This window comes from Bradyrhizobium sp. HKCCYLRH2047 (assembly GCF_051168175.1).
In the GTDB taxonomy this organism is placed as follows: Bacteria; Pseudomonadota; Alphaproteobacteria; order Rhizobiales; family Xanthobacteraceae; genus Bradyrhizobium.
The window spans coordinates 1-23614 of sequence record NZ_JBNPUM010000008.1; the positions used below are offsets into that span (position 1 = coordinate 1).

Consider the following 23614-nt stretch of genomic DNA (forward strand, 5'->3'; position numbering starts at 1 on the left):
CAAAAACCCACAACAGTTGAGCCTCGCAATATGCGGAAGCTGAACCGGACAGCCGTGGGACAAGCCCGGCCATGACGTGGTGAGGGCTTGCACCAACAAACAACACCGCGTCGCCGGAGGAACTGCAACATGAAAAACCGCACCACCGGACGTTCGGCCTTCCTCGCGCTGCTCAAGGACGAGGGCATCACGCATCTGTTCGGCAATCCCGGCACCACCGAACTGCCCGTCATGCATGCGCTGAAGGATCATCCAGATCTCACCTATGTCATGGCGATGCAGGAGAGCCTGGTGGTGGCGATCGCCGACGGCTTCAGCCGCGCCTCGGGACGTCTCGTCGCCTGCAACGTCCACGTCGCTCCGGGTCTCGGCAACGCGATGGGCGCGCTCTACAATGCGCAATTCACCGGCACGCCGATGATCCTCACCGCCGGCCAGCAGGAGCAGGGCCACGGCCTGATGGAGCCATTGCTCTACGGTCCGCTGGTGCGGATGGCCGAGCCGCTGGTGAAATGGGCGGTCGAGGTGACGAGGCTGGAGGACCTGCCGCGCATCGTCAGGCGCGCCGCCAAGGTCGCGACCACGCCTCCGACGGGCCCCGTCTTCATCTCGCTGCCCGGTGATATCCTCAATGCCGAAGCCGGCATCGAGCTCGGCCGGTCGACGCGGGTCGATGCGCGCGTGCGGCCGACCGCGGACGCGTTGCAGGGGCTGGCGCAGCGCATTCTCAAGGCGCAGCGGCCGGTGATCATCACCGGCGACGAGATCGTCAAGAGCGATGCGCTGCAGGCCGCCGCGGAGTTCGCCAGCGCGATCGGCGCACCCGTGCATCAGCAGTCCGCGCCCTATGGCGCGCATTTCCTCTCCGAGCATCCCTGCTACATCGGCTCGCTGTCGCGCGCGCAGAAGCAGGTCCGCGATCTCCTGGCGCCGCATGATCTGCTGATCGTGCTCGGCGCCGATCCGTTGCGGATGTCCGTGCACAGCGAGATCGAGCCGCTGCCGGAGGGACTGCCGATCGTGCAGATCGGCTTGGTCGATTGGGAGCTGGGCAAGAACTTCGGCGCCGAGATCGCGCTGAAAGCCGACGTCCGCGAGACGCTCCTGCAGCTCACGCCGCTGCTGCGCGAGGTGGGCGGTTCGTCCCTGCAAGCTACCGCGCAAGCGCGCATCGCGGAGCTGTCGTCGAAGAACTGGAGTGCGCGGCGCCGGACGCTGACCGCTCAGATCGAGACGGCACGCGACAAAACGCCGATCGATCCCGACTATCTCGCGCTGCAGGTGGCCCAGGCCATGCCGGAGCATGGCATCCTAGTCGACGAGGGGCTGACGTCCGCGCGCTACATGACGGCGCTGTGGCCGTACCGCGACCGCTACAACTATCACGGCCTCGCGTCGGGTGGCATCGGCTGGGGCCTGCCGGCCTCGGTCGGCGTCAGCCTCGCCAATCCCGACCGTCCCGTGGTGTGCTACTCCGGCGACGGCAGTGCGATGTATTCGATCCAGGCGCTGTGGACCGCGGCTCACCACAAGCTGCCGCTCTCCGTCGTCATCGTCAAAAATGGCGGCTATCGCATCATCAAGCAGCGGCTGCTGTCGTTCCACGGCGACGACAACTATATCGGCATGGACTTTGTCGATCCGCCGGTGGACTTCGCCGGGCTGGCAAGATCGCTGGGCTGCGAGTCACTGCGCGTCAGCGATCCCGGTGAGTTGAAGTCGGTGCTGTCGGGGGCCTTCCGGCGGCCGGGCACGAAGCTGATCGAGGTGATGGTGAGCAATGCGGTGAATTGAACAGCTTGGCCTGATGGTTCGAGACGCGCCGCACCTCATCCGCGGCGACCTGCTCGCTCGGTCATGACCATCCGGGGGAAGCGGCGCTCCTCACCATGAGGGTGGAGATCTCGCCAGCCATGAGGGTTAGGATTTCGCCACAAGCTCGGTCCTCGTCCTGAGGAGCCCGCCGCAGGCGGGCGTCTCGAAGGAGGCGGCGGGCGGAGAAGCCGCGAGAAAATTCTTTACGAATATCCGAAGATGTGCTTTATTCCCGAAATCCCGCCTCACACGGAGGGGCGCATCGCGATCGTCACGACACGCGAGGTGGGGATGCGACGGCTGTCGGCATGCCGCAGCGTGGGGAAGCCCGCGCCGACGAACGGCATCTGGCGGACGTGAAGGCGTGTGGTCCTGGCGCCCCGATGCTGGCGCCAAGTCCGCGGGTGATGATCCCGCAGACGACGGTGGCTATCGAGCCGGACACCGGGGAGAGCGCGCTATAAGCGTGAAAACCGTCGCGCGGGGAATGCCGGATGCTCGGCTGAACCTGTGGTGACTGCCGCCTGCTTTTCTTTCTGCAGGCGGGCCATGGGTGAGGCCTTCACCCGGCATTCCCCGCGCCCTCCGTCTCGTGAGGGTGTTCATGCCAATAGCTCGGGTGCTCGACCGCACCGCGAGAACGAGAGCGCGTAAGTCGGGGACGGCGACAATGCTGCCCGACGCGTCAAGTCCCAGGCATGGCAGTTCCATAATCCGAGACGCATGCGCTGACCAATTGAATTCAAACCCAGCCTCTTTCGCTTCGCCCACGATCCCGATATGACGCCGCCTTCGTTGTGACTGGAAAAGCGCCATGACCAGGATTGATGCAATCGCCCGTGCCCGTCAGAGCCTGACGAGCGGTGACTTCCTGGCCGAGCTCGGCCGCCGGGTCGCCTATCGCACCGAGAGCCTCAATCCCGAGCGCAAGGACGACCTCGCGGCGTATCTGACCAACGAGCTGACGCCGTCCTTTGCCGCGCTCGGCTTTTTCTCCGAGATCGTGCCCTCGCCGAGCGGCAAGTCGCCGTTCCTGATCGCGACCTACCACGAGAGCGACAGCGCCCCGACGATGCTCAGCTATGGCCACGGCGACACCGTCGACGGCATGGCCGGCGAATGGCGCGACGGGCGCGATCCCTGGGCGGTGACGCCGGACGGCAACCGCCTCTACGGCCGCGGCACGGCCGACAACAAGGGCCAGCACAGCATCAACATGGCGGCGCTGCGCGCGGTGCGCGAGGCCCGCGGCGGCAAGCTCGGCTTCAATGCCAAATTCATCATCGAGATGGGCGAGGAGATCGGCTCGCCCGATCTCGCAGAGGTGGCCGACCGGCATCGCGACGCCTTGAAGGCCGACGTCTTCATCGGCTCGGACGGCCCGCGGCTGTCGACCGCGCGCCCCACCATCTTTCTCGGCTGCCGCGGCGGCATCCGGCTGCATCTCGACGTCAACCTGCGCGAGGGCGGCAATCATTCCGGCAACTGGGGCGGCGTGCTCGCCAATCCCGCGACCATTCTCGCCAACGCCATTTCCACGCTGGTCGACGGCCAGGGCCGCATCAAGCTGGAGTCGCTGAAGCCGCCGCGCCTCACCAACGCCATCCGCGCCATCCTCGCCGACGTGAAGGTCGAGCCGACCGCCGACGAGCCGGCGCTGTCCGACAATTGGGGCGAGGACGGGCTGACGCCGGCGGAGCGGCTCTATGCCTGGAATACGCTCGAGGTGCTGGCGATCTCCTCCGGCAATATCGACAAGCCGGCGAATGCGATCCCGGGCCGCGCCCGTGCCGTGCTGCAGCTGCGTTTCGTCGTCGGCACCAAGGTCGACAGCATCGTGGAGGACGTGAAGAACCACCTCGTTGCGCATGGCTTCCCGATGATCGAGGTCAGCATGACGCAGGGCTTCATGGCCTCGCGCGCCGACATCGACAGTCCCTGGATCAAATGGGCCGCGGATTCCATCAAGATGAGCACCGGCAAGGCGCCCGCCGTGCTGCCGAACTTCGGCGGCTCGCTGCCCAATGACGTGTTTGCCGACGTGTTGAAGATGCCGACCATGTGGGTGCCGCATTCCTATCCGGGCTGCTCGCAGCACGCGCCGGATGAGCACATTCTGCTGGATGTCACGGAGGAGGCGCTCGGCCTGATGGCCGGGCTGTTCTGGGATCTTGGCGAATTGCGGAAGCCGCTGTGAGCGAGGTTTCGTACCGATGCGCACAGGTTGCACGGCTGGCTCGGTCAGCGCCTCTCCCCGCTTGCGGGGAGAGGTCGGATTGCATCGAAGATGCAATCCGGGTGAGGGGGTACAGGTGTCACCACGCACACTTGCCGTGCGTCTGCCCCTCACCCCAACCCTCTCCCCGTGAAGAACGGGGAGAGGGAGCGCACCGCCGGCGCCGCGAAGGCTCGGCTCTCACCAAGAGATCCGCTCGCGAGCACTGGAACTCGAGGTGCGAGCTGATGAGCTGGCCGCACGCCCGAGTCAGACTTTCGTCGGGTCGCCCGACCGCCGCGGCCCTCGTAGTTTACCATCACGGCGTTTGGCGCTGCGGGATCAGCCCGCAAGCCTTGTCCAAAGGGGCACAGCGCAGGCAATTTGTCGCAAGCGTCCGAGAACTTCCCGCCGCGGGGCGGTCTATGGTGCCCGTGCTCGTCCGGCCGGAGATCGTCCGGGGGCGGGGGCCATTTTGAGTTCGCTGTGGTTTATGCAAGCATCCGGCGATCAGCCGGATTGAGGAGATCAGTTATGAAGCAGCTTCGCCTATTCGGTCTTGCTGTCGCCGCCGCGCTCTGCGCCGGCCAAGTGCAGGCCGAGGACCTGACGGGGACCCTGAAGAACATCAAGGAGACCGGTGCGATCACGCTGGGCGTGCGCGACTCCTCGATCCCGTTCTCCTATCTCGACGACAATCAGAAGCCGATCGGCTTTGCCATCGACATCTGCATGGGCATCGTCGATGCCGTGAAGAAGGAGCTCAAGCTCGACAAGCTCGACGTGAAGCTCAATCCGGTGACGTCGTCGACCCGCATCCCGCTGCTCGCCAACGGCACCATCGATCTGGAATGCGGCTCCACCACCAACAATGCCGAGCGCCAGAAGCAGATCTCCTTCACCAACACCCACTTCCTGACGGCGAGCCGCTACGTCTCGAAGAAGTCGAGCAACATCAACAAGATTGATGATCTGAAGGGCAAGACGGTCGTGTCGACTGCCGGCACCACCAACATCAAGCAGCTCACCGAAGCCAATGCCGCACGCAATCTTGGGATCAACATCATCCCGGCCAAGGATCACGCCGAAGCCTTCCTGATGGTCGAGACCGATCGCGCCGTGGCTTTCGTGATGGACGACATCCTGCTGTCGAGCCTCGTCGCTAGCTCCAAGGATCCGGCCGCCTACGTCATCTCCAAGGATGCGTTCTCCAAGCCGGAGCCCTACGGCATCATGCTCCGCAAGGACGATCCGCAGTTCAAGAAGGTCGTCGATGCCGCGACCGCCAAGATCTACACCAGCGGCGAGGGCGCCAAGCTGTATGACAAGTGGTTCATGCAGAAGATCCCGCCGAAGGGCCTGAACCTGAACACCCCGATCTCCGCTGAGCTGAAGGCCGAGTTCGCCAAGCCGTCGGACTCGCCGGATCCGGATTCGTACAAGCCGTAAGGTGAAGTCGCATTAAGCTCGTGCCGCGACGCCGGTGCGCTCCCTCCCCCCTTGTGGGGGAGGGTTGGGGAGGGGGGCCCGCAGGGGCAGTCTTTGCTGAGACCCCCACCCCGACCCCTCCCCGCTTCGCGCGGGGGAAGGGGAGCGCAGTGTCGCTCGTGGCGACATTGCGTAAACCGACCGCGAGCTATCACTTCAGGACACCCCCGTGAACTACACCTGGAACTGGCACATCTTCCTGGAGCCGAACCCGACCGGGGCCGGCACCTATTTCGACATGCTGCTGTCGGGGCTGAAGGTCACCATCGTGACCTCGCTGTCGGCCTGGGTGATCGCGCTGATCTGCGGCACGATCGTTGGCATCCTGCGCAGTCTGCCCTCGAAATTGGCGACCTGGATCGGCTTCGTCTATGTCGAGTTCTTCCGCAACATGCCGCTGCTGGTGCAGCTGTTCCTGTGGTTCTTCGTGCTGCCCGAGTTGCTGCCGCGAACCGCCGGCCTGTGGCTGAAACAGATGCCGAATGCGCCGTTCTATACGGCCGCGGTCGGCATCGGGCTGTTCATGTCGGCGCGCGTCGCGGTGCAGCTCGCGGCCGGCATCGGCTCGCTGCCGCGCGGCCAGATGATGGCGGCGACCGCGCTCGGCCTCACCACCTTGCAGGCCTATCGCTACGTGCTGCTGCCGATGGCCTTCCGCATCATCCTGCCGCCGCTGACGTCCGAATTTCTCAACACGGTCAAGAACAGCGCCGTGGCGATCACGATCGGTCTGATCGAGCTGACGGGCGCCGCCCGCGAGATGCAGGAATTCTCCTTCCAGGTGTTCGAGGCGTTCAGCGCCGCAACGCTGATGTATCTCGTCATCAACGTCATCGTCGTGATCGGCATGCGCCTGCTGGAGCGCGCGGTGGCGATCCCTGGCTACATCACGGGCAAATGAGATGCTGGCCAATTTCGATTTCGACGTCATCCGCCGCTCGCTGAGCTACCTGTTCATCGACGGCATGACCTTCACCTTGACGCTGACCGCGCTGTCGGCTTTTGGCGGTCTCGTCTTCGGCACCATGATCGCGCTGATGCGGCTGTCCGGCTATCGCGTGATGGGCTGGATCGCCGGGCTCTATGTCGACTTCATGCGCTCGCTGCCGCTGGTGCTGGTGATCTTCTGGTTCTACTTCCTGGTCCCCTATATCGGGCAGTGGATCACCGGATCGTCGCGGCCGATCAAGGTCGGCGCCTTCGCCTCCTCGCTGATCACCTTCATCATGTTCGAGGCGGCGTATTTCTCCGAGATCATGCGCGCCGGCATCCAGTCGATCTCGCGCGGTCAGCCGGCCGCGGCCTCGGCGCTCGGACTGACCTATGCGCAGACCATGCGCTACGTCGTGCTGCCGCAGGCGTTCCGCAACATGCTGCCGGTGCTGCTGACCCAGACCATCGTGCTGTTCCAGGACACTTCGCTGGTCTACGTGCTCTCGATCCCGGACTTCCTCGGCGCCGCCTCCAAGGTCGCGCAGCGCGACGGCCGGCTGGTCGAGATGTATCTGTTCGCGGCCCTGATCTACTTCACCATCTCCTGCATCGCGTCCTACGGCGTCCGCCGCCTGCAGTCGCGCATCGCCATCATCAGGTAGTCGGCTCCCATGATCGAAATCAGCCACGTCAACAAATGGTACAGCCCGAGCTTCCAGGTGCTGAAGGACTGCACGACATCGGTCGCCAAGGGCGAGGTGGTGGTGGTCTGCGGTCCCTCCGGCTCCGGCAAGTCGACCCTCATCAAATGCGTCAACGCGCTGGAGCCGTTCCAGGACGGCACGATCACGATCGATGGTCTCAAGGTCAATGATCCCAAGACCAACCTGCCGAAGCTGCGCTCGCGCGTCGGCATGGTGTTCCAGCATTTCGAGCTGTTTCCGCATCTGAAGATCATCGAAAATCTCTGCCTCGCCCAGCAGAAGGTGCTGGGGCGCGGCCACGAGGAAGCGACCGCCAAGGGCATGAAGCTGCTGGAGCGCGTCGGGCTGAAGGAGCAGGCGCAGAAATTTCCGGCGCAGCTCTCGGGCGGCCAGCAGCAACGTGTCGCGATCGCGCGTGCGCTCGCCATGGACCCGATCGCTATGCTGTTCGACGAGCCGACCTCGGCGCTCGATCCGGAGATGATCAGCGAGGTGCTCGACGTCATGGTCGATCTCGCCCGCGAGGGCATGACCATGATGGTCGTGACCCACGAGATGGGGTTTGCCAGGAAGGTCGCCCACCGCGTCATCTTCATGGACCGCGGCGAGATCGTCGAGGACGCCAAGAAGGATGAGTTCTTCGGCCAGCCCCGCAGCGAGCGCGCGCAGCAGTTCTTGTCGAAGATTTTGTCGCACTAGTTAGACCCGTCATTCCGGGCTCGATGCTGCGCATCGCCCCGGAATGACGGCGAGAGAAACGATCGGCGCATGCTAAGGACTATGCGTGCGCTGATGAGAAAGGAGATACCGCCTTGGACCCCATCGCTTACGTCAACGGCGCCTTCGTGCCCCTGTCCGAGGCCAAGGTCTCGGTGCTCGATCGCGGCTTCCTGTTCGCCGACGGCATCTATGAGGTGGCGGCGGTGCTCGACGGCAAGCTGGTCGACAGCGCCTCGCACCTCGCCCGGCTGGAGCGCTCGGTCGGCGAGATCGGGCTGGCGCTGCCGGAGAGCCTGGCGCGAATCGAGGCGCTGCAGAAGGAGCTGGTCGCGCGCAACCGGCTCGACCAGGGCATGGTCTATCTGCAGGTCACGCGGGGCGCTGACAAGGGCCGCGACTTCCCGTTTCCGAAAGGCGACGTCAAGCCGACGCTGGTGATGTTCGTGACCGCCAAGAACATCGTCGATGCACCCTCGGCGACGGCGGGCATCGGCGTCATCACCGTGCCCGACATCCGCTGGGCGCGGCGCGACATCAAGAGCGTCGCGCTGCTGGCGCAGGTGCTGGCGAAGCAGGCGGCTGCGGCCGCCGGCGCTGGAGAGGCCTGGATGGTCGAGGATGGTCACGTGACCGAGGGCGGCTCGTCCTCCGCCTTCATCCTGACCAAGGACGACGTCATCGTCACCAGGCCGAACTCCAACGCGATCCTGCCGGGCTGCACCCGCAAGGCGGTGGTGAAGCTCGCCGAGGAGCGTCAGCTCAAGGTCGAGGAGCGGCTGTTCACCGTGGAGGAGGCGCTCGCGGCGAAGGAGGCCTTCATCACCAGCGCGAGCTCGTTCGTGCAGCCGGTGGTCACGATCGACGGCAAGCCGGTCGGCGACGGCAAGCCGGGCCCGGTCGCGGCGCGGCTGCGCGAGATCTATGTCGATTTTGCGCGCGCCACGGCGGTGTAGTTCGACGAGAGAGCAGATGCAGCATCGAAACCCGTTTGCTTCGTCCGGCGCTTTGCTATCGTGGCGGCGAACCAAACAAAAACGGGGAGGCGTTTCGATGCGGTATCGCTTGTGCGGGCTTGCGGCCGGACTGTTGATTGCGGGCGCGAGCTGGGGGACGGCATTCGCCGATGACGGCTGGGTGACCCTGGTCGACGGTGACAAGAAGGTCGAATTCGCCGAGGTCGGCAAGGCCAATTGGGAGGCGAAGGACGGCGTGCTGATGGCCGACAAGCTCGACGGCAAGGATCCGTCCTATCTGGTCACCAAGGCCAGCTACAAGGATTTCCAGATCAAGGCCGAGTTCTGGGTCGACGACGCCGCCAACAGCGGCATCTTCATCCGTTGCGACCAGTCGGCGAAGATCGACTCCAACATCTGCTACGAGGTCAACATCTTCGACAAGCGGCCCGATCCGAAATACGGCACCGGCGCCATCGTCGACGTGTCCAAGGTCGATCCGATGCCGAAGGCCGGCGGCAAGTGGAACACCTACGAGATCACCGCCAAGGGCACGCGGCTGACCGTGATGCTCAACGGCGAGAAGACCGCCGACGTCGACGACAGCAAGCATGCTGCGGGGCCGATCGCCCTGCAATACGGCTCGGGCGTCGTGAAGTTCAAGAAGGTGCAGATCAAGCCGCTATAGCGGTGCATTCCGGGCAGCGGCGCTGACCGCGGCTCGCGCGGTAAAGGCCCTTGCAGTACCAATCGCGCGCCATCATCTGCAGAGGATGGCGGGCCAGCCTGGCCAGCGTCACCAGTTCGAGCATGGCGGGCATTGCGGACTCCCTCACTTTCTTCCGACGAGATGGGGCGGCGCTCCGGTGACGGAAGTGCCGCCCCAGGCGCGTCAGCCATGCAGCTTCTTTGCGGTCTCGGCGATCACGCGCCCTTGATAGCGCGCCCCCGCCAGCTCGTTCTCGCTCGGCAGCCGGCTGCCGTCGCCGCCAGTGATGGTGGTCGCGCCATAGGGCGAGCCGCCGGTGATCTCGTCGAGCTTCATCTGGCCGGCGAAGCCGTAGTTGAGGCCGACGATGGTCATGCCGAAATGCAAGAGGTTGGTGATGATCGAGAACAGCGTGACCTCCTGGCCGCCATGCTGGGTCGCGGTCGAGGTGAAGGCGCCGCCGACCTTGCCATTCAGCGCGCCCTTGGCCCAGAGGCCGCCGGCCTGGTCGAGGAAGTTGGCCATCTGCGAGGCCATGCGACCAAAGCGGGTGCCGGTGCCGACGATGATCGCGTCATAGTTGGCGAGCTCCTCGACCTTGGCGATCGGTGCGGCCTGGTCGAGCTTGTAGTGCGAGGCCTTGGCGACGTCGGCGGGCACGAGCTCCGGCACGCGCTTGATGTCGACGGTGGCGCCGGCTTCGCGGGCGCCTTCGGCGACGGCATTGGCCATCGCTTCGATGTGGCCGTAGGCGGAATAGTAGAGAACGAGAACCTTGGTCATGGAAGTCTCCGTGGGAATGCGAGTGATCGGGGAGGGCGTCCCGGCCGGAGAGCCGACCGGGATCGCGAAACAGACTTAAGCGGCGTCGACCAGCACCAGTTCGGAATCTTCGAGCGCCGTGATCTTCAGCGTGGCCTCGTCGCGGATGGCGGCGCCGTCACGAGCGTTGACGCGGACGCCGTTCACTTCGACGCTTCCGGCGGCAGGCACGAGATAGATGTGCCGGGCCTTGTCGGCATCGTACTCGGCGGTCTCGCCGGCCTTCAGCGTGGTGCCGAGTACGCGTGCCTTGGCGCGGATCGGCAACGCGTCGCCGTCATCTGCGAAGCCGCTCGCGAGCGTCACCAGCTTGCCGGAGCGATCGGACTTCGGGAACGGCTTGGCGCCCCAGGTCGGCTGGCCGCCGTCGGTGGTCGGCTCGATCCAGATCTGGAAGATCCGGGTCGTGGTCGGCTCGAGATTGTACTCGGAGTGGCGGATGCCGCTGCCCGCACTCATCACCTGGACGTCGCCGGCCTCGGTGCGGCCCTTGTTGCCGAGGCTGTCCTGATGGGTGATCGCGCCCTCGCGGACATAGGTGATGATCTCCATGTTGCGATGGGGATGCGCGGGGAAGCCGGTGTTCGGTGCGATCTCGTCATCGTTCCAGACGCGCAGGGCGCCGTGGCCCATGTTGCTGGGGTCGTAGTAGCTCGCGAACGAGAAATGGTGCTTGGCCTTGAGCCAGCCGTGGTCGGCGCCGCCCAGCGCCGCAAAGGGCTTCAGTTCGATCATGGGTCTGCTCCTGTGGTTGCAACGGTCGGCCGGTGCCGCCGTGCCGTTGGGCATTGGAATAAGGCGGCGATCGGAGTATAGAAATAGAAACTATTGAAACCTATTGTTTCCAAAAGAGAGATTTGAAGGAATGGCGCGACTTCCGGATTTCGAGGCGATGGCGATCTTCGCCAAGGTCGTCGAGCTGCGCTCCTTCGCCGGCGCCGCGCAGGAGCTGAGCCTCTCCAAGGCCTCCGTCTCCAAGGCGGTGAGCCGGCTGGAGGAGCGTCTAGGCACGCGGCTGTTCAACCGCACCTCGCGGCGCCTGGCGCTGACGGATGCCGGTCAGCGGCTGTCCGAGCGCGCCGCGCAGCTGCTCGCCGATGGCGAGGCGGCGGAGACCGAGGCGCTCGCGCAGTCGCTGACGCCGCGCGGCCTGGTGCGCTTCGCGGTGCCGATGACGTTCGGCGTCAAGAAGATCGCGCCGCTGCTGCCGGCGTTCCTGGAGCAATATCCGGAGGTCTCGATCGACCTCCACATGAGCGACGCCACCGTCGATTTGATCGGCGAAGGTTTCGATCTCGCACTGCGCATCGCGCGGCTGCCGGACTCCTCGCTGCTCGCGCGCCGGCTCTGCGCCATGCCGCGCTACACGGTGGCGGCGCCGTCCTATCTGAAACGCCACGGCCGGCCGACGCACCCGATGCATCTCGCCGAGCACAAATGCTTCGGCTACGCCTATCTCTCCACGGCCGGCGTTTGGCACTACACCAATGCGGCCGGCGAGCAGGCCAGCGTGCGGCCGGCGGGACAGCTGCGCGTCAACAATGGCGAGGCGCTGTTGCCGGCGGTGCGCGCCGGGCTCGGCATCGCAGACCTGCCGGATTTCATCGTGGGCGACGCGATCGCGTCGGGCGAGGTCGAGGTGGTGCTGAAGGGCTGGAGCCAGCCGGAAGGCGCGATGCACCTGGTGATGCCGCCCGGCGGCCCGCGCCCCGCGCGGGTCGAAGTGCTGACGGAGTTTCTGGTGAAGGAGCTCGCGAAGGCGAAGAAGCGATGAGCGCGCCCGCCGATCTCAGCCGATCAGGACTGCACCTCGCAGACGTCGACCCATGCCGCTTCTGTCAACTCGGCCATGCGATCCGGCGTGATCTTCACCGCGCTGTGGGTCGAGCCCGCCGCGGGCACGACGATGTCGAAGGCCTTCAGCGACAGATCGCAATACACCGGCAGCGGCGACTTCAGCCCGAACGGGCAGACGCCGCCGACCTCGTGCCCCGTGATGTCGGCGACCTCGTCGAGACCCAGCATCTTCGGCTTGCCGCCGAACTGAGCCTTGACCTTCTTGTTGTCCATGCGGGCGTTCCCGGCAGCGACGATCAGGATGACGCGTTCGCCGACGCGCAACGACAGCGTCTTGGCGATGCGGGCCGGCTCCACGCCATAGGCTTCCGCCGCGAGCGCCACGGTTGCGGAGCTCTGGCTGGAGACGAGGACGTCGATGTCGGGGGCTTTTTCAGCGAAGAAGGCGCGGACGGATTCAAGGCTCATGCGTATTGACGATCTCAGGCAATTCGGAGAGCGAAGCAATACGATAATCGGGCGCAAAACCCAACTCGTCCATCTGGGTGCGCAGCGCCTTGAACATCGTGAGCGGGGACACGAGATCGGTCTTGATGCAGGCGGCCGCCATGGCTTCGGGAGTGACGCGCTCGATCCAGGCGACGTTGAGGCCGAAGGCCTTGGCGCCGCAGACGTCCCAGGGATTGGAGGACACGAACAGCACCTCGGCGGGTGCAAGTCCAAGTGTCTCCGCGATCAGCGTATACGCTTCGGGACTCGGCTTGAAGATCTTGTGGGCATCGACGCTGATGACCGCATCGAGCATAGCATCGAAGCCGCTGGCCTTCACCAGGCCGTCGAGCATCGCGGGGCTGCCGTTGGAGAGGATCGCGAGCCGGCGGTCCTTCATCGCGGCGAGCGCGGCGCGTGCATCAGGGTAGGGATCGAGATCGAGATATTTGGCGATGATGCGATCGCGTGTGATCGCATCGGCCTGCAGGCCGAGAACGCGCAGCGCATAGAGCAGCGACTCGCGGGTGACGACCGAAAAATCCTCGTAGCGCTGCATCAGCGAGCGCAGCCAGGTGTATTCGAGCTGCTTGATGCGCCAGATCTGGGTGATGATGTCGCCGTGGCCGGGAAAGGCCTGCTCGGTGACCGCCGCCACTGACTGGATATCGTACAGCGTGCCATAGGCGTCGAAGACGATGGCTTTGAACGGCATGGCGCTCACCTGACCACCTTGAACAGGCGCAATGACTAATGGGTCACCGCGCCTGCGTAGACTAGCACGATCCTTGCGGACCGGACGATGTCAGATCCCCAGCAGCCTGCGCGCGTTGGCCTTCAACACCTTCGGCCGGATCTCGTCGCGGATGTCGAGCTTGGCGAAATCGGCGAGCCAACGGTCAGGGGTGATCACCGGCCAGTCCGAGCCGAACAGCATCTTGTCCTGCAGGATCGAGTTGATGTAGCGGACGAGGATCGGCGGGAAGTATTTCGGCGACCAGCCCGAGAGATCGATATAGACGTTCGGCTTGTGGGTCGCGACCGACAGCGCCTCCTCCTGCCAGGGGAAGGAGGGGTGGGCGAGGATGATCTTGAGGTCGGGGAAGTCGGCCGCGACGTCGTCCATGTACATCGGGTTCGAGTACTTCAGCCGCATCCCCATGCCGCCCGGCATGCCCGAGCCGACGCCGGTCTGGCCGGTGTGGAACAGCGCGATCGCACCGCCGTCATTGATCGCCTCGTAGAGCGGATAGGCGAGCCGGTCGTTGGCGTAGAAGCCCTGCATGGTCGGGTGGAACTTGAAGCCGCGGACGCCGTACTCCTCGATCAGCTTGCGCGCCTCGCGCACGCCGAGCTTGCCCTTGTGCGGATCGATGCTGACGAACGGGATCAGCACATCGAGATGGTCGGAGGCGACCTCGAGCATCTCGTAATTGTTGTAGCGCCGGAAGCCGGTCTCGCGCTCGGCGTCGACCGGGAAGATCACCGCGGCGATGTTCTTCGAGCGATAATAGGCGGCGGTCTCCGGCACCGTCGGCGGATGCTTGTGCGGCGACTTGAAGTAGTCGGCCATCTGGGCCTGGAAATCGTCGTAGCCGTCATCCGCATGCATGCCGCAGGGCTCCTCGGCATGGGTATGGATGTCGATGGCGACGACGTCGTCGATCTTGGGCAGAGCGAGCTTGGGCATGGGCGTTCCCGGCGGTTGGTTCTTGGCTTTGGAAAATTGATTATAGGATATAACAAATTTGGCAATCGCCAAGTTGGATTGGTGGGCCGCTGGCCGGCAGGTTCTGTTGAAGCCCGGCCCCGCCATGATTGACATCCGGCGGGCCGGTGGTTAGAAACCGGCCAATCCGGGCGGCTTGGTCGCTTGCGGAACTCCCTTTCTATTTGCCACTTCCGGCCTGTCCAACACGGCCTTTCAACGTATCAGGATGTCCCATGAAGGTCCGTAACTCGCTGAAGTCGCTGCGTGGCCGCCACCGCGCCAACCGTCTGGTCCGCCGCAAGGGCCGCGTCTACGTGATCAACAAGGTCCAGCGCCGCTTCAAGGCCCGCCAGGGTTGATCGAACGAGGCTGATCCGGCCGCCGTCGCCAGTCCTCCGCTCACAGGCGTTTGACGCGTGTGCTGCTTTGCAGGACGCGCTGACTGCGTCTACACTCGGCGCATGGCAAAGCGAACTTTCCGGGCGGTCCTGCTCGCCGCCGTCGTCATTTCCATACCGCACCTTGCGCAGGCGCAGGGCGAGCCGCGTGCGGCGCCCAAGCCGAAGCCGCCCGAGGCGCCCGCCAAGCTGCCCAAGGTCGGGGCCGACAAGACCAAGGGCCTCGATTTCCTGTTCGGCGCGCTGAAGGCCGCACCGGACGAGATCAGCGCCAAGCACGTCGAGGCGCGGATCTGGGCGATCTGGCTGCAGACCCCCAGCGATACCGTTGCCCTGCTGATGGCGCGGTCCAAAGCCGCGATGGACGCGAAGCAGAACGACGTCGCGCTCAAGCTGCTCGATTCGGTCATCAAGCTCCGGCCCGATTATGTCGAGGCCTGGAACCGCCGCGCCACGATCTACTACCTCCAGAACGATTACGGCCGCTCGCTCGCCGACATCCAGCAGGTTCTGCTGCGCGAGCCGCGGCACTTCGGCGCGCTCGCGGGTCTCGGCATGATCATGCAGGATCTCGGCGAGGAAAAGCGGGCGCTGGACGCGTTCCGCAGGGCGCTCGAGGTCAATCCGCATCTGGACAAGGTGCCGGAGCTGGTCAAGACGCTGACCGAAAAGGTCGAAGGCCGCGACATCTGACGCCGGACCTGCCGTTAACCATGTGCTGATCGCCGCTCTTGCTGGCGGGACCGCGCAACCCCACGTGCCGCTTGATCGAGATTTGTCGGCAGGAGAGGCGCAATGACGCGTGCGGTGCTGGCGGCAGCGCTGGTGATGACGGCGGCCACGGCCGCGTGGGCCGAAGACATGTTCTGGGTGGTCGGCAACCGCGCCACCAATCGCTGCGAGATCGTGACCAGCAATCCGGTCGTCACCCCCACCATGGGCGACATCTGGTTCGCGTCCGGCCCCTTTAAGTCGCTGGACGACGCAAAGCTCGCGCGCTCCACGATCAACGCCTGCCCGAACAAGGACATCACAGCCGAGGACTGATCGTCGCCCGGTCGGATCGCTCAGTGGAACGCGGTGCTGCGGCGGTCCGGCAGGCCGTACTGGGCGGCCGCGGCATAAAGCTGCGCGATCTCGGCCTCGAGGTGCTCGTTGACCAGCAGCAGCGCCTTCAGCGCGCCACGGAGATCGCCATTGCAGCTCGCGACGATCTCGTCGATAGCCGTCTCGCTTGAACGAACACTCATCGGTAACCCCCTCCCAAAACACCAAACTAAACTCAGGGCCGGTCATCGTGCTCAAACCAAGCAATGACCCGACCGGAAGTAATTCACGGCCATCAGCCGATTGCGAGGAAAAGTCCCGACCATGGTTATAAAATGGCCGACGACGCGGTGATGACAGGATTCCCGGACGAAACGACGAGACAACGCGGCTGGATCTGCAACTCCCGCGGATCTGCACCGTAACTGTCACTGTGACAGGCAGAAAACTATCAATGATTTCAATGTTCTTGGTGGGCACTTTGGCGCTCCTGGCGATGCTCACGCGCGCCGGCGTGGCGGTGCTCGAGCGCCGTTACCCGGCGCAAGGGCAGGCCATCAATGTCGAGGGTGCGACGATCAATCTTGTGGATATCGGGCCCCGCGACAGCGAAAAGCCGCCACTGTTGCTGCTCCACGGCGCCAGCTCGAACCTCGAGGCGATGCGCAGGCCGCTCGGCGACCTGCTCGCGCAGCGCCACCGGGTGCTGCTGGTCGACCGTCCCGGCCACGGCTGGAGCCCGCGTCTCAGGCCCGAGGATTCCACGCCCGCCGCTCAGGCCCGCATGCTGGATGAGGCGCTGGCGCGGCTCGGGGTCGGCCAGGTCGTCCTGGTGGTGCATTCCTGGAGCGGCGCGCTCGGCCTGCGCATGGCGCTCGATTTCCCCGACCGGGTCGCGGGCCTCGTGATGCTGGCGCCGGTCGCGTATCCCTGGCGGGGCGGGGTCGGGCGCTACAACGAGGCCGTCACCACGCCGGTGGTCGGGCCGTTGCTGGCGCATACGATCACGCTGCCGCTCGGCCTCGTGCTGATGGCGCCCGGCGCCCGCGGCGTGTTCGCGCCGCAGGCCATGCCGGACGATTTCGTCGACCGGACCGCGACGCCGCTGCTGCTGCGCCCGCGCGAGTTCATCGCCAATGCGCGCGATCTCGTCACCCTGAAGCAGGCCGTGATCGAGCAGGCGCCGCGCTATGCCGAGATCAAGGTTCCGGTCACGATCGTGGCGGGCGAGGCCGACCGGACGGTCTATACCGATATCCATGCCCGCCCGCTCGCCCAGGTCGTGCCGCACAGCCGGCTGATCGTGCTGCCCGAGCTCGGGCACATGGTCCAGAACGCGGTGCCGGAACTGGTGGCCGGCGAGGTCGACCGCATCGTCGCGGCCGTCGCCACGGCCGATGCCGTGGCGCCGTGATGCAAAAAAGCCCCGGCGGTCGGCCGGGGCTTTGCAGGCGAGCTGACGGGTCGGCCGGCGGCCGCTTACTGCTTCTGCTTGCCGTCCTTGTCGAACGACGACACATAGGCCCAGAGGTTGTTGATCTCGGTCTCGTTCTTGATGCCGGCGAAGGTCATCTTGGTGCCGGGAATCTTGGCCTTCGGATCCTTGATGTATTCCTTGAAGACCGCCTCGTTCCAGGTAATGCCCGAATTCTTGTTGGCTTCCGAATAGTTGTAGTCCGGCGCGCTGCCCGACTTGCGGCCGTCGAGGCCGTTGAGTTCCGGGCCGACCTTGTTCTTCGCACCCTCGCCGATCGAATGGCAGGGCAGGCACTTGTTGAAGGACGTCTTGCCGGCGGCCGCATCCTGCGCCAGCGCGGCAGACGCCAGCGACGACGAGGCGAGGATGACGAGCGCGCTCAAAGTCATTTTCTTCATGGATCAGGCTCTGTGGGTTACGAGACGGGTTTGCGCGCAGGTTGTGGCATGGCCTCAGGCGAGGCACAAGCGGGGATGCGCTGAGGCAAATCAGCATAATGGCTGAGCTTGTTGCTCTGCCGCAAACGTCGATGCGGATCCGCTGCCTATCCAAACGGTTTCCGTTGTGATTGATAGGCCGGGGCAAAATCGAGGCCGGAGGAACGCGATGGCGATCATGATGCCGGAGGCAGATCAAGCGGTGCTGGCGCGCCGTGGCGAGATCGTTGCTGCACTGCGAGCAATCGTGCCGGGCGAAGGCGTCATCGACAGCGCCGCCGAGATGCTGCCCTACGAGTCCGATGGCTTGATGGCCTACCGCCAGCCGCCGATGGTCGTGGTGCTGCCGGAGACCACCGCGCAGGTGTCGCGGGTGCTGAAATATTGCCACGAGCAGGGCATCAAGGTGGTTCCGCGCGGCTCGGGAACGTCGCTGTCCGGCGGCGCGCTGCCGCTGGCCGACGGCGTGCTGCTCGGCCTCGGCAAGTTCAAGCGCATCCGCGAGATCGATTTCGACAACCGCGTCGTCGTCACCGAGCCCGGCGTCACCAATCTCGCCATCAGCCAGGCGGTGGCGCATGCCGGCTTCTATTACGCGCCCGACCCGTCGTCGCAGATCGCCTGCTCGATCGGCGGCAACGTCGCGGAGAATTCCGGCGGCGTGCACTGCCTGAAATACGGCATGACCACCAACAACGTGCTCGGCTGCGAGCTCGTGCTGATGACCGGCGAGGTCCTGCGCATCGGCGGCAAGTGCGCCGAGAACGCCGGCTATGACCTGATGGGCCTGATCACCGGCTCGGAGGGCCTGCTCGGCGTGGTCACCGAGGTCACCGTGCGCATCCTGCAGAAGCCGGAGACGGCCCGCGCCCTGATGGTCGGGTTCGCCGAAGTGGAGGCGGCCGGGGAATGCGTCGCCCGCATCATCGGCGCCGGCATCATCCCCGGCGGCATGGAGATGATGGACAAGCCGGCGATCCACGCCGCCGAGGCCTTCGTCCATGCGGGCTATCCGCTCGACGTCGAGGCGCTGCTGATCATCGAGCTCGACGGCCCCGGCGTCGAGGTCGACGAGCTGATCGGCCGCGTCGAGAGCATCGCCAACGGCTGCGGCTCGACCACCTGCCGCATCTCGACCTCCGAGGCCGAGCGCAATCTGTTCTGGGCCGGCCGCAAGGCGGCTTTCCCCGCCGTCGGCCGCATCTCGCCGGACTACCTCTGCATGGACGGCACCATCCCGCGCGGCGCGCTGCCCAAGGCCCTGGCGCGCATCCGCGAGCTGTCGGAAAAATACCAGCTCGGCTGCGCCAACGTCTTCCACGCCGGCGACGGAAACCTGCATCCGCTGATCCTGTACGACGCCAACAAGCCCGGCGAGATGGAGCGCGCCGAGGCCTTCGGCGCCGACATCCTGCGCTGCTGCGTCGAGCTCGGCGGCGTCCTGACCGGCGAGCACGGCGTCGGCATCGAGAAGCGCGACCTGATGCCGGAGATGTTTTCCGAGATCGACCTCAACCAGCAGCAGCGCGTGAAGTGCGCGTTCGACAGCCAGGGCCTGCTCAACCCGGGAAAAGTGTTTCCGACCCTGCATCGCTGCGCCGAGCTGGGACGGATGCATGTGCATGGCGGCAAGCTGGCGTTTCCGGACTTGCCGCGGTTTTGAGGCGGGCGCTGTCGAGCGGAGCTGCGTCATCTGATGCCTGTTCGCACTCGCGGCTTGCGAACGCTGGAGACCCTCATGGTGAGGAGGCGCGCGAGCGCCGTCTCGAACCATGAGGCCACCGTACGGGCCTCGCCCTTCGAGACGCCCGCCTAGCGGCGGGCTCCTCAGGGTGAGGGGCGCAAGTCGCTCCCTCGACATCAACCGTGCAGATCGAAGCCGGCACTCTCGCCCCCTTCCATAAGCAGGCTGCTCACGGTCCATGTGCATGCCGGTTCGAATCTCAACCCTCATGGTGAGGAGGCGCGCAGCGCCGTCTCGAACCATGAGGCCCCACAGCAGACACGACCTCGCGATCCCGCGGCGTTCTCCGCCCGAGTGATGCGATCGACACGCCCTCCAAACCAATCGAGAGGGCGCAGGGAATGCCGGGTGAAGGCCTCACCCATGGCCCGCCTGCGAAAAAAATGCAGGCGGCAGGTACCACAGGTGCAGCCGAACATCCGGCATTCCCTGCGCGGCGGTCTTAACGCTTATACGTGCTCGCCCCGGGGATCGGCTGTCTTGTCCCCGTCGTCGACGCGACGCGCGGAGGCGTCGTCGCCGACTTGGCCTCAGCACCGGGAGGCCAGGCCCACACGATTTCACGTCCGCATCGCAATCGTTCGTCGGCATGACGCGAGGTCACGCTGCGACCCGACACGGCCACCGCATCCCCACCCCACGTATCGTGACGACCGCGCGTACGCCCCTCTCGGCGGGGTAGGATGGGGAGAGTCATACACGATTTCTGTAAAAAAGAAATAGGAAAATTTCGTCGTTTTAGGAGGCCTGCCGCTCCGCTTTGAAATAGCTCGCGAAATGAGTTGTTACGCGCGAGCGATTTTGCTGCGGCCGGCCGTTCTTATGTCGTGAGATCGCTCAAAACGCTTCCTCGCCCGGATGGAGAAGCTGACCGAGCGCGTGCCCAAACCTGCGAAGCGCGGACCGAAAGCGCCGACGCGGAGAGGGCAGGATAAGTTTTGTGGACTGTCACCGTAATATCCACCGTAATATCGTAATCCGAACTCGCGGGCGAAGGGCAAAACGCCTTCGCCCCGAGCAGCTTCTATTGTGGACGTGAAGGCCCGGAGCGCTGTTCAACTCCGGGCCGATCACGTGGTCGCAAGCTGAAAACGACTAATGCACCCGGATGGTCCCATCTGCGTTGTAGTCACTCTTGGGGTTGTAGCCGCTATCACGGTGAGTTTTGGCATGTAGGTCAGCATTGCTGCCGCTCACGCCAGGAGTTCCGGTATCAACCCGCATGGTCCCGTTTGCGTTGTAGTCACTCTTGGGGTTGTAGCGGGAATCGCGGTGAGTTTTTGCATGTAGGGCAGCGCTGCTGCCACTGACGCCCGGAGTTCCGGGATTAACCCGCATATTCCCATATTCGTCGCGATCACTATCGCTCGACCCGACCTGCGGAACCGCAGCGGCTCTTGCATGATGATGAGTGCGATGACCGGCCAAGGCCGCAGATGTAGAGACAGCGAGAATAATAAGACCGACAGCAATGCTTCTAGCCATAGTCAACTCCTGATGTTGAAGAACCGCTGACGACGGGTACGCCGCCAGCATATAGGCTGACACGCAATTTCTGGATGTCCTTGACATAACTCAAACGTTGAGAGCGAGTACGACGTCAACGTCGCCGCCGTTCTGGGTATCTGCCTGGCTGAATGTTTGGAATTACGGGAAATACGAAATTGCGAAATTACGGTGACAGTGCACCAAACTTGACGCAAATCACTCGGGCGAGCAGGGTGGTGCATGGCCCGTCTTGCTCGCGTCGTCATCCCCGGTGTGCCGCATCATGTCACCCAGCGCGGCAACGGCCGCGCGCGGACCTTTTTCGGGGACGACGACTACGCGCTGTACCGCGACCTGCTCGCGACCCATTGCGCGGCGGCTGACGTCGCGGTGTGGGCGTGGTGTCTGATGCCGAACCACGTGCACCTCATCCTGGTGCCGTCGGATGCCGACGGGCTGCGCCGGGCGCTGTCGCGGGTGCATCGCGTCTACGCCGGGACCATCCAGGCACGCCGCCGGCGTAGCGGACATTTCTGGCAGGGGCGGTTCGGCGCGGTAGCGATGGACGAGACGCATCTGACGGCGGCGCTGCGCTATGTCAGTCTCAATCCGGTGCGGGCGCGGCTGGTGGCGCGCCCTCAGGACTGGGTCTGGTCGAGCACGCGCGCGCATCTGCGCGACCGCGACGACGGCATCACCGCGCGCGAGCCGGTGAAGCGGATGTTCCCGGACTTGGCCGGCCTGCTGTCCGCCCCACCGGAGGACGAGGACGCTCTGTTGGCGCGCCGGCGGAGGAGGCGTGAGCGCGCCGCACCCGGCAACAGGCCTTGCTCGGCCTTGCTCAAGTTTTGTGGACTGTCACCGTAATGCTAATGCGCCGCAATGCCGGGCTACGCCAAGTCTTGCGGGTCCTCATCGTCAATGAGCCCTTGAATGGCCGCGGTGAGAGGCGCCTCATCCCCGTCGAAGCTCGCAATCATGGCCGCAGAAGGGCGTCCGGATCGAGTGCTTCGAGATCGATGGCGTACCCGGCCTGATCTGCCAGCAGAAGAAAGAACGAGAGCTGCGTGCGGCCGTTGCCTTCCCTGAAGGCATGGATCACGTTGAGGGTTGCGAGAAACTCTGCCGACTTCTCTGCAAACTCCTCCGGCGAAAGGTCCTGCAGGAAGTTGTCGTTCGCGAGTTTCATGAAGAGCCGCTTCGCCTCTCTCTCGATATTCTCGGGGCAGCAGAAGGTGCTCTCGCCTTTTGAAATTCGGACCGTGCGCGGTTCTCCCGCTCAGTCATAGACATCTTGAAAGAGATGGTGGTGGACAGCCTTGAAATGCTCAAAATCGAGATTGCCGGCCGGGATTTCCTCGTCCGCCCTGGCATCGCTGACCTCAGCCTCGAAAGCGGCCAGTTCGTCGGCGTCCCGGATGTCGAGCTTGTTCTTCAAGACGGTCGTGCCGGGATAGCAATACTCGTCGGCGACCGCGTCGTACATTGCGGCCTAAGCCTTGCGGTAGGCTTCGATGATCGATTTCCGACGTTCCTCGGGGGATAGGGTCTTGCCCGACGACGACGAAGCGCCCTTCATCTTGGGAGAATACTCGATCCCCTCGACGGCGCTTATTTTGCGAAACCGGGCGCTGCCAATCACAAAGCCACCGGCTTTGGTGTTTTTTGACGAAGGTTTCTTTGGTGCCATGACAGAACCCTAGCATGAGCAGGGCGATCTCGCACGAAGAGAAGATCGGAGATCGACGATAGGCGAGGGTGACTTAGAAGCCGTAAAGGAGTGAACGGAGGGCGTAGGGCGGATTAGCCGAAGGCGTAATCCGCCATGTGTCTCGAAGGGTCGGCGGGTTACGCTTCGCTAACCCGCCCTACGGGCTGCGTTTGGAATGGCGAGAGCTCAACCCAGCCACGAGGGCCGATGTCAAGACAGCGGTTGCCTGCTGTCACAACCGCCGTCATTCCGGGGCAAGGCCGCAGGCCTTGAACCCGGAATCTCGGCGTCAGTCAGCGCAAGCCAATTTCGAGATTCCGGGTTCGCTCGCTTGTGCGAGCGTCCCGGAATGACTGAGGCAGATAACTGCTTGGATCTTTGCCGCGCGCGATCGTGCTACATCAGCCCGTACTGCATCCGCTCGCGCCGGGCGAGCAGCGGCAGGGCCTGGCCGGCGATGTAGGTCTTGAAGTGATTGCTCTCCTGATGGGCCTTGAAGGCGGCTTCGTCGCGGAACAGCTCGTAGAACAGGAACTGCGCCGGGTTCTCCTTGGCGCGGGAGATCAGGAACAGTTTTGCGCCGGGCTCGCGCTGCGCTTCGGGGAGGAAGCGCGACAGGATCTCGGCGACGCGGTCGGCCTCGCCGGACCTGGCCTCCCATTGGGCCACCACCAGCAGGCCGCCGCCGCTGACGGCCTCGCTCACGGTTCTGGTCTCGTTGGCATATCCGGTCATTGCGATCGTTCCTTTCGTTGATGTCGTGCAGAATCGATACCGCGGTTTCGGCATCCAATCCTTCGATGGCGGACGAATGATCGATGCGTGCCACGACGGCGTAGGGCGGATTAGCCGAAGGCGTAATCCGCCATGTGTCTCGCAAAGCCGGCGGGTTACGCTTCGCTAACCCGCCCTACGGGCTGGCACTTCCCGTGCGGCTGCCCTTACCCTCTCGGCGC

27 protein-coding genes are annotated in these 23614 nt (G+C 64.6%); 15 read left to right on the forward strand and 12 right to left on the reverse strand.

The features are described from left to right. The first annotated feature begins 129 nt into the window (after positions 1-129). The 8 genes from ACQR1D_RS19360 (at position 130) to ACQR1D_RS19395 (ending at position 9516) form a co-directional block, all read left to right on the forward strand. Entirely contained in the window at positions 130-1794 is a 1665-nt protein-coding gene (locus ACQR1D_RS19360) for a thiamine pyrophosphate-binding protein (protein ID WP_434893963.1), read from the forward strand. 835 nt (positions 1795-2629) lie between these two features. Continuing rightward, positions 2630-4012: a M20 family metallopeptidase gene (locus ACQR1D_RS19365; protein ID WP_434873287.1), complete on the forward strand. Its 1383-nt coding sequence runs from the start codon at positions 2630-2632 to the stop codon at positions 4010-4012. A 552-nt stretch (positions 4013-4564) separates the two neighbouring features. Next, positions 4565-5479: an amino acid ABC transporter substrate-binding protein gene (locus tag ACQR1D_RS19370; protein WP_315801873.1), complete on the forward strand. Its 915-nt coding sequence runs from the start codon at positions 4565-4567 to the stop codon at positions 5477-5479. 208 nt (positions 5480-5687) lie between these two features. Then, positions 5688-6419, forward strand: coding sequence for an amino acid ABC transporter permease (locus ACQR1D_RS19375; RefSeq protein WP_315801874.1), 732 nt, complete (start codon positions 5688-5690; stop codon positions 6417-6419). Position 6420: 1 nt separating this feature from the next. Beyond that, positions 6421-7113: an amino acid ABC transporter permease gene (locus ACQR1D_RS19380; RefSeq protein ID WP_315801875.1), complete on the forward strand. Its 693-nt coding sequence runs from the start codon at positions 6421-6423 to the stop codon at positions 7111-7113. 9 nt (positions 7114-7122) lie between these two features. Beyond that, positions 7123-7854: an amino acid ABC transporter ATP-binding protein gene (locus ACQR1D_RS19385; RefSeq protein WP_316179526.1), complete on the forward strand. Its 732-nt coding sequence runs from the start codon at positions 7123-7125 to the stop codon at positions 7852-7854. A 113-nt stretch (positions 7855-7967) separates the two neighbouring features. After that, positions 7968-8828 carry a D-amino-acid transaminase gene (locus ACQR1D_RS19390; RefSeq protein WP_315801877.1) on the forward strand — a complete coding sequence of 287 codons (861 nt, stop codon included), beginning with the start codon at positions 7968-7970 and terminating at the stop codon, positions 8826-8828. A gap of 97 nt (positions 8829-8925) precedes the next feature. Then, positions 8926-9516, forward strand: coding sequence for a 3-keto-disaccharide hydrolase (locus ACQR1D_RS19395; protein WP_316179524.1), 591 nt, complete (start codon positions 8926-8928; stop codon positions 9514-9516). Here ACQR1D_RS19395 and ACQR1D_RS19400 read toward each other — a convergent pair. The 3 genes from ACQR1D_RS19400 to ACQR1D_RS19410 all read right to left on the reverse strand — a co-directional run bounded on the left by ACQR1D_RS19400 (position 9503) and on the right by ACQR1D_RS19410 (position 11094). After that, positions 9503-9649, reverse strand: a complete 147-nt coding sequence (locus tag ACQR1D_RS19400; protein WP_434839690.1) for a hypothetical protein — start codon at positions 9647-9649, stop codon at positions 9503-9505. The genes ACQR1D_RS19395 and ACQR1D_RS19400 overlap by 14 nt on opposite strands. A gap of 71 nt (positions 9650-9720) precedes the next feature. Further along, entirely contained in the window at positions 9721-10320 is a 600-nt protein-coding gene (gene wrbA / locus ACQR1D_RS19405) for an NAD(P)H:quinone oxidoreductase (protein WP_316236826.1), read from the reverse strand. Between the two features lie 75 nt (positions 10321-10395). Then, positions 10396-11094, reverse strand: coding sequence for a pirin family protein (locus ACQR1D_RS19410; protein WP_315801881.1), 699 nt, complete (start codon positions 11092-11094; stop codon positions 10396-10398). A gap of 130 nt (positions 11095-11224) precedes the next feature. On the opposite strand from ACQR1D_RS19410, the gene ACQR1D_RS19415 reads away from it, so the two are divergent. After that, on the forward strand, positions 11225-12133 hold the full coding sequence (locus tag ACQR1D_RS19415) for a LysR family transcriptional regulator (protein ID WP_315801882.1): 909 nt from the start codon (positions 11225-11227) through the stop codon (positions 12131-12133). Between the two features lie 23 nt (positions 12134-12156). On the opposite strand, the gene ACQR1D_RS19420 is transcribed toward ACQR1D_RS19415, so the two are convergent. The 3 genes from ACQR1D_RS19420 to ACQR1D_RS19430 all read right to left on the reverse strand — a co-directional run bounded on the left by ACQR1D_RS19420 (position 12157) and on the right by ACQR1D_RS19430 (position 14335). Beyond that, on the reverse strand, positions 12157-12624 hold the full coding sequence (locus ACQR1D_RS19420) for a YbaK/EbsC family protein (protein ID WP_316179519.1): 468 nt from the start codon (positions 12622-12624) through the stop codon (positions 12157-12159). Beyond that, on the reverse strand, positions 12614-13360 hold the full coding sequence (locus ACQR1D_RS19425) for a haloacid dehalogenase type II (RefSeq protein WP_434839691.1): 747 nt from the start codon (positions 13358-13360) through the stop codon (positions 12614-12616). Before ACQR1D_RS19425 ends, ACQR1D_RS19420 begins: the two co-directional genes overlap by 11 nt. Positions 13361-13450: 90 nt before the next feature. After that, the gene (locus ACQR1D_RS19430) at positions 13451-14335 is read right to left on the reverse strand and encodes an amidohydrolase family protein (protein WP_315801885.1); all 885 of its coding nucleotides are present in this window, start codon (positions 14333-14335) and stop codon (positions 13451-13453) included. Between the two features lie 254 nt (positions 14336-14589). Between ACQR1D_RS19430 and ykgO the strand changes: the two genes are divergently transcribed. From ykgO to ACQR1D_RS19445, 3 genes are all read left to right on the forward strand, one after another. Then, positions 14590-14715 (forward strand): type B 50S ribosomal protein L36, encoded by a 126-nt coding sequence (gene ykgO / locus ACQR1D_RS19435; RefSeq protein WP_006611362.1) that lies wholly within the window; start codon positions 14590-14592, stop codon positions 14713-14715. A 102-nt stretch (positions 14716-14817) separates the two neighbouring features. Further along, the gene (locus tag ACQR1D_RS19440; protein WP_316179515.1) at positions 14818-15447 is read left to right on the forward strand and encodes a tetratricopeptide repeat protein; all 630 of its coding nucleotides are present in this window, start codon (positions 14818-14820) and stop codon (positions 15445-15447) included. Between the two features lie 102 nt (positions 15448-15549). Continuing rightward, a complete protein-coding gene (locus ACQR1D_RS19445; protein ID WP_316179514.1) occupies positions 15550-15801 on the forward strand; it encodes a hypothetical protein in 252 nt (83 codons plus the stop codon). A 20-nt stretch (positions 15802-15821) separates the two neighbouring features. On the opposite strand, the gene ACQR1D_RS19450 is transcribed toward ACQR1D_RS19445, so the two are convergent. Next, entirely contained in the window at positions 15822-16004 is a 183-nt protein-coding gene (locus ACQR1D_RS19450) for a hypothetical protein (RefSeq protein ID WP_015669379.1), read from the reverse strand. 251 nt (positions 16005-16255) lie between these two features. On the opposite strand from ACQR1D_RS19450, the gene ACQR1D_RS19455 reads away from it, so the two are divergent. After that, positions 16256-17215 (forward strand): alpha/beta fold hydrolase, encoded by a 960-nt coding sequence (locus ACQR1D_RS19455; RefSeq protein ID WP_434839692.1) that lies wholly within the window; start codon positions 16256-16258, stop codon positions 17213-17215. Between the two features lie 65 nt (positions 17216-17280). On the opposite strand, the gene cycA is transcribed toward ACQR1D_RS19455, so the two are convergent. Next, entirely contained in the window at positions 17281-17676 is a 396-nt protein-coding gene (gene cycA / locus ACQR1D_RS19460; protein WP_315801889.1) for a cytochrome c-550 CycA, read from the reverse strand. Between the two features lie 208 nt (positions 17677-17884). Between cycA and ACQR1D_RS19465 the strand changes: the two genes are divergently transcribed. Next, positions 17885-19378: an FAD-linked oxidase C-terminal domain-containing protein gene (locus tag ACQR1D_RS19465; RefSeq protein WP_434839693.1), complete on the forward strand. Its 1494-nt coding sequence runs from the start codon at positions 17885-17887 to the stop codon at positions 19376-19378. 1809 nt (positions 19379-21187) lie between these two features. Next, positions 21188-21814, forward strand: coding sequence for a transposase (locus tag ACQR1D_RS19470; RefSeq protein ID WP_434893964.1), 627 nt, complete (start codon positions 21188-21190; stop codon positions 21812-21814). Between the two features lie 109 nt (positions 21815-21923). Here the strand turns inward: ACQR1D_RS19470 and ACQR1D_RS19475 are convergent, their stop codons facing one another. The 4 genes from ACQR1D_RS19475 to ACQR1D_RS19490 form a co-directional block, all read right to left on the reverse strand. Continuing rightward, positions 21924-22202 carry a Fic family protein gene (locus ACQR1D_RS19475; protein ID WP_316217225.1) on the reverse strand — a complete coding sequence of 93 codons (279 nt, stop codon included), beginning with the start codon at positions 22200-22202 and terminating at the stop codon, positions 21924-21926. A gap of 24 nt (positions 22203-22226) precedes the next feature. Next, positions 22227-22433: a hypothetical protein gene (locus ACQR1D_RS19480; RefSeq protein ID WP_316217143.1), complete on the reverse strand. Its 207-nt coding sequence runs from the start codon at positions 22431-22433 to the stop codon at positions 22227-22229. A 6-nt stretch (positions 22434-22439) separates the two neighbouring features. After that, on the reverse strand, positions 22440-22637 hold the full coding sequence (locus ACQR1D_RS19485; RefSeq protein WP_316217142.1) for a hypothetical protein: 198 nt from the start codon (positions 22635-22637) through the stop codon (positions 22440-22442). Between the two features lie 417 nt (positions 22638-23054). Beyond that, a complete protein-coding gene (locus ACQR1D_RS19490) occupies positions 23055-23393 on the reverse strand; it encodes a putative quinol monooxygenase (protein WP_434839434.1) in 339 nt (112 codons plus the stop codon). Positions 23394-23614: the final 221 nt, after the last annotated feature.

Bases quoted from the DNA above. Each gene is read 5' to 3' on its own strand.
- ACQR1D_RS19360 (WP_434893963.1), top strand. From the start codon at position 130: ATGAAAAACCGCACCACCGGACGTTCGGCCTTCCTCGCGCTGCTCAAG.
- ACQR1D_RS19365 (WP_434873287.1), top strand. From the start codon at position 2,630: ATGACCAGGATTGATGCAATCGCCCGTGCCCGTCAGAGCCTGACGAGC.
- ACQR1D_RS19370 (WP_315801873.1), top strand. From the start codon at position 4,565: ATGAAGCAGCTTCGCCTATTCGGTCTTGCTGTCGCCGCCGCGCTCTGC.
- ACQR1D_RS19380 (WP_315801875.1), top strand. From the start codon at position 6,421: ATGCTGGCCAATTTCGATTTCGACGTCATCCGCCGCTCGCTGAGCTAC.
- ACQR1D_RS19385 (WP_316179526.1), top strand. From the start codon at position 7,123: ATGATCGAAATCAGCCACGTCAACAAATGGTACAGCCCGAGCTTCCAG.
- ACQR1D_RS19395 (WP_316179524.1), top strand. From the start codon at position 8,926: ATGCGGTATCGCTTGTGCGGGCTTGCGGCCGGACTGTTGATTGCGGGC.
- ACQR1D_RS19400 (WP_434839690.1), bottom strand. From the start codon at position 9,649: ATGCCCGCCATGCTCGAACTGGTGACGCTGGCCAGGCTGGCCCGCCAT.
- wrbA (WP_316236826.1), bottom strand. From the start codon at position 10,320: ATGACCAAGGTTCTCGTTCTCTACTATTCCGCCTACGGCCACATCGAA.
- ACQR1D_RS19410 (WP_315801881.1), bottom strand. From the start codon at position 11,094: ATGATCGAACTGAAGCCCTTTGCGGCGCTGGGCGGCGCCGACCACGGC.
- ACQR1D_RS19415 (WP_315801882.1), top strand. From the start codon at position 11,225: ATGGCGCGACTTCCGGATTTCGAGGCGATGGCGATCTTCGCCAAGGTC.
- ACQR1D_RS19420 (WP_316179519.1), bottom strand. From the start codon at position 12,624: ATGAGCCTTGAATCCGTCCGCGCCTTCTTCGCTGAAAAAGCCCCCGAC.
- ACQR1D_RS19425 (WP_434839691.1), bottom strand. From the start codon at position 13,360: ATGCCGTTCAAAGCCATCGTCTTCGACGCCTATGGCACGCTGTACGAT.
- ACQR1D_RS19430 (WP_315801885.1), bottom strand. From the start codon at position 14,335: ATGCCCAAGCTCGCTCTGCCCAAGATCGACGACGTCGTCGCCATCGAC.
- ykgO (WP_006611362.1), top strand. From the start codon at position 14,590: ATGAAGGTCCGTAACTCGCTGAAGTCGCTGCGTGGCCGCCACCGCGCC.
- ACQR1D_RS19440 (WP_316179515.1), top strand. From the start codon at position 14,818: ATGGCAAAGCGAACTTTCCGGGCGGTCCTGCTCGCCGCCGTCGTCATT.
- ACQR1D_RS19445 (WP_316179514.1), top strand. From the start codon at position 15,550: ATGACGCGTGCGGTGCTGGCGGCAGCGCTGGTGATGACGGCGGCCACG.
- ACQR1D_RS19450 (WP_015669379.1), bottom strand. From the start codon at position 16,004: ATGAGTGTTCGTTCAAGCGAGACGGCTATCGACGAGATCGTCGCGAGC.
- ACQR1D_RS19455 (WP_434839692.1), top strand. From the start codon at position 16,256: ATGATTTCAATGTTCTTGGTGGGCACTTTGGCGCTCCTGGCGATGCTC.
- cycA (WP_315801889.1), bottom strand. From the start codon at position 17,676: ATGAAGAAAATGACTTTGAGCGCGCTCGTCATCCTCGCCTCGTCGTCG.
- ACQR1D_RS19465 (WP_434839693.1), top strand. From the start codon at position 17,885: ATGGCGATCATGATGCCGGAGGCAGATCAAGCGGTGCTGGCGCGCCGT.
- ACQR1D_RS19470 (WP_434893964.1), top strand. From the start codon at position 21,188: ATGGCCCGTCTTGCTCGCGTCGTCATCCCCGGTGTGCCGCATCATGTC.
- ACQR1D_RS19480 (WP_316217143.1), bottom strand. From the start codon at position 22,433: ATGTACGACGCGGTCGCCGACGAGTATTGCTATCCCGGCACGACCGTC.
- ACQR1D_RS19485 (WP_316217142.1), bottom strand. From the start codon at position 22,637: ATGGCACCAAAGAAACCTTCGTCAAAAAACACCAAAGCCGGTGGCTTT.
- ACQR1D_RS19490 (WP_434839434.1), bottom strand. From the start codon at position 23,393: ATGACCGGATATGCCAACGAGACCAGAACCGTGAGCGAGGCCGTCAGC.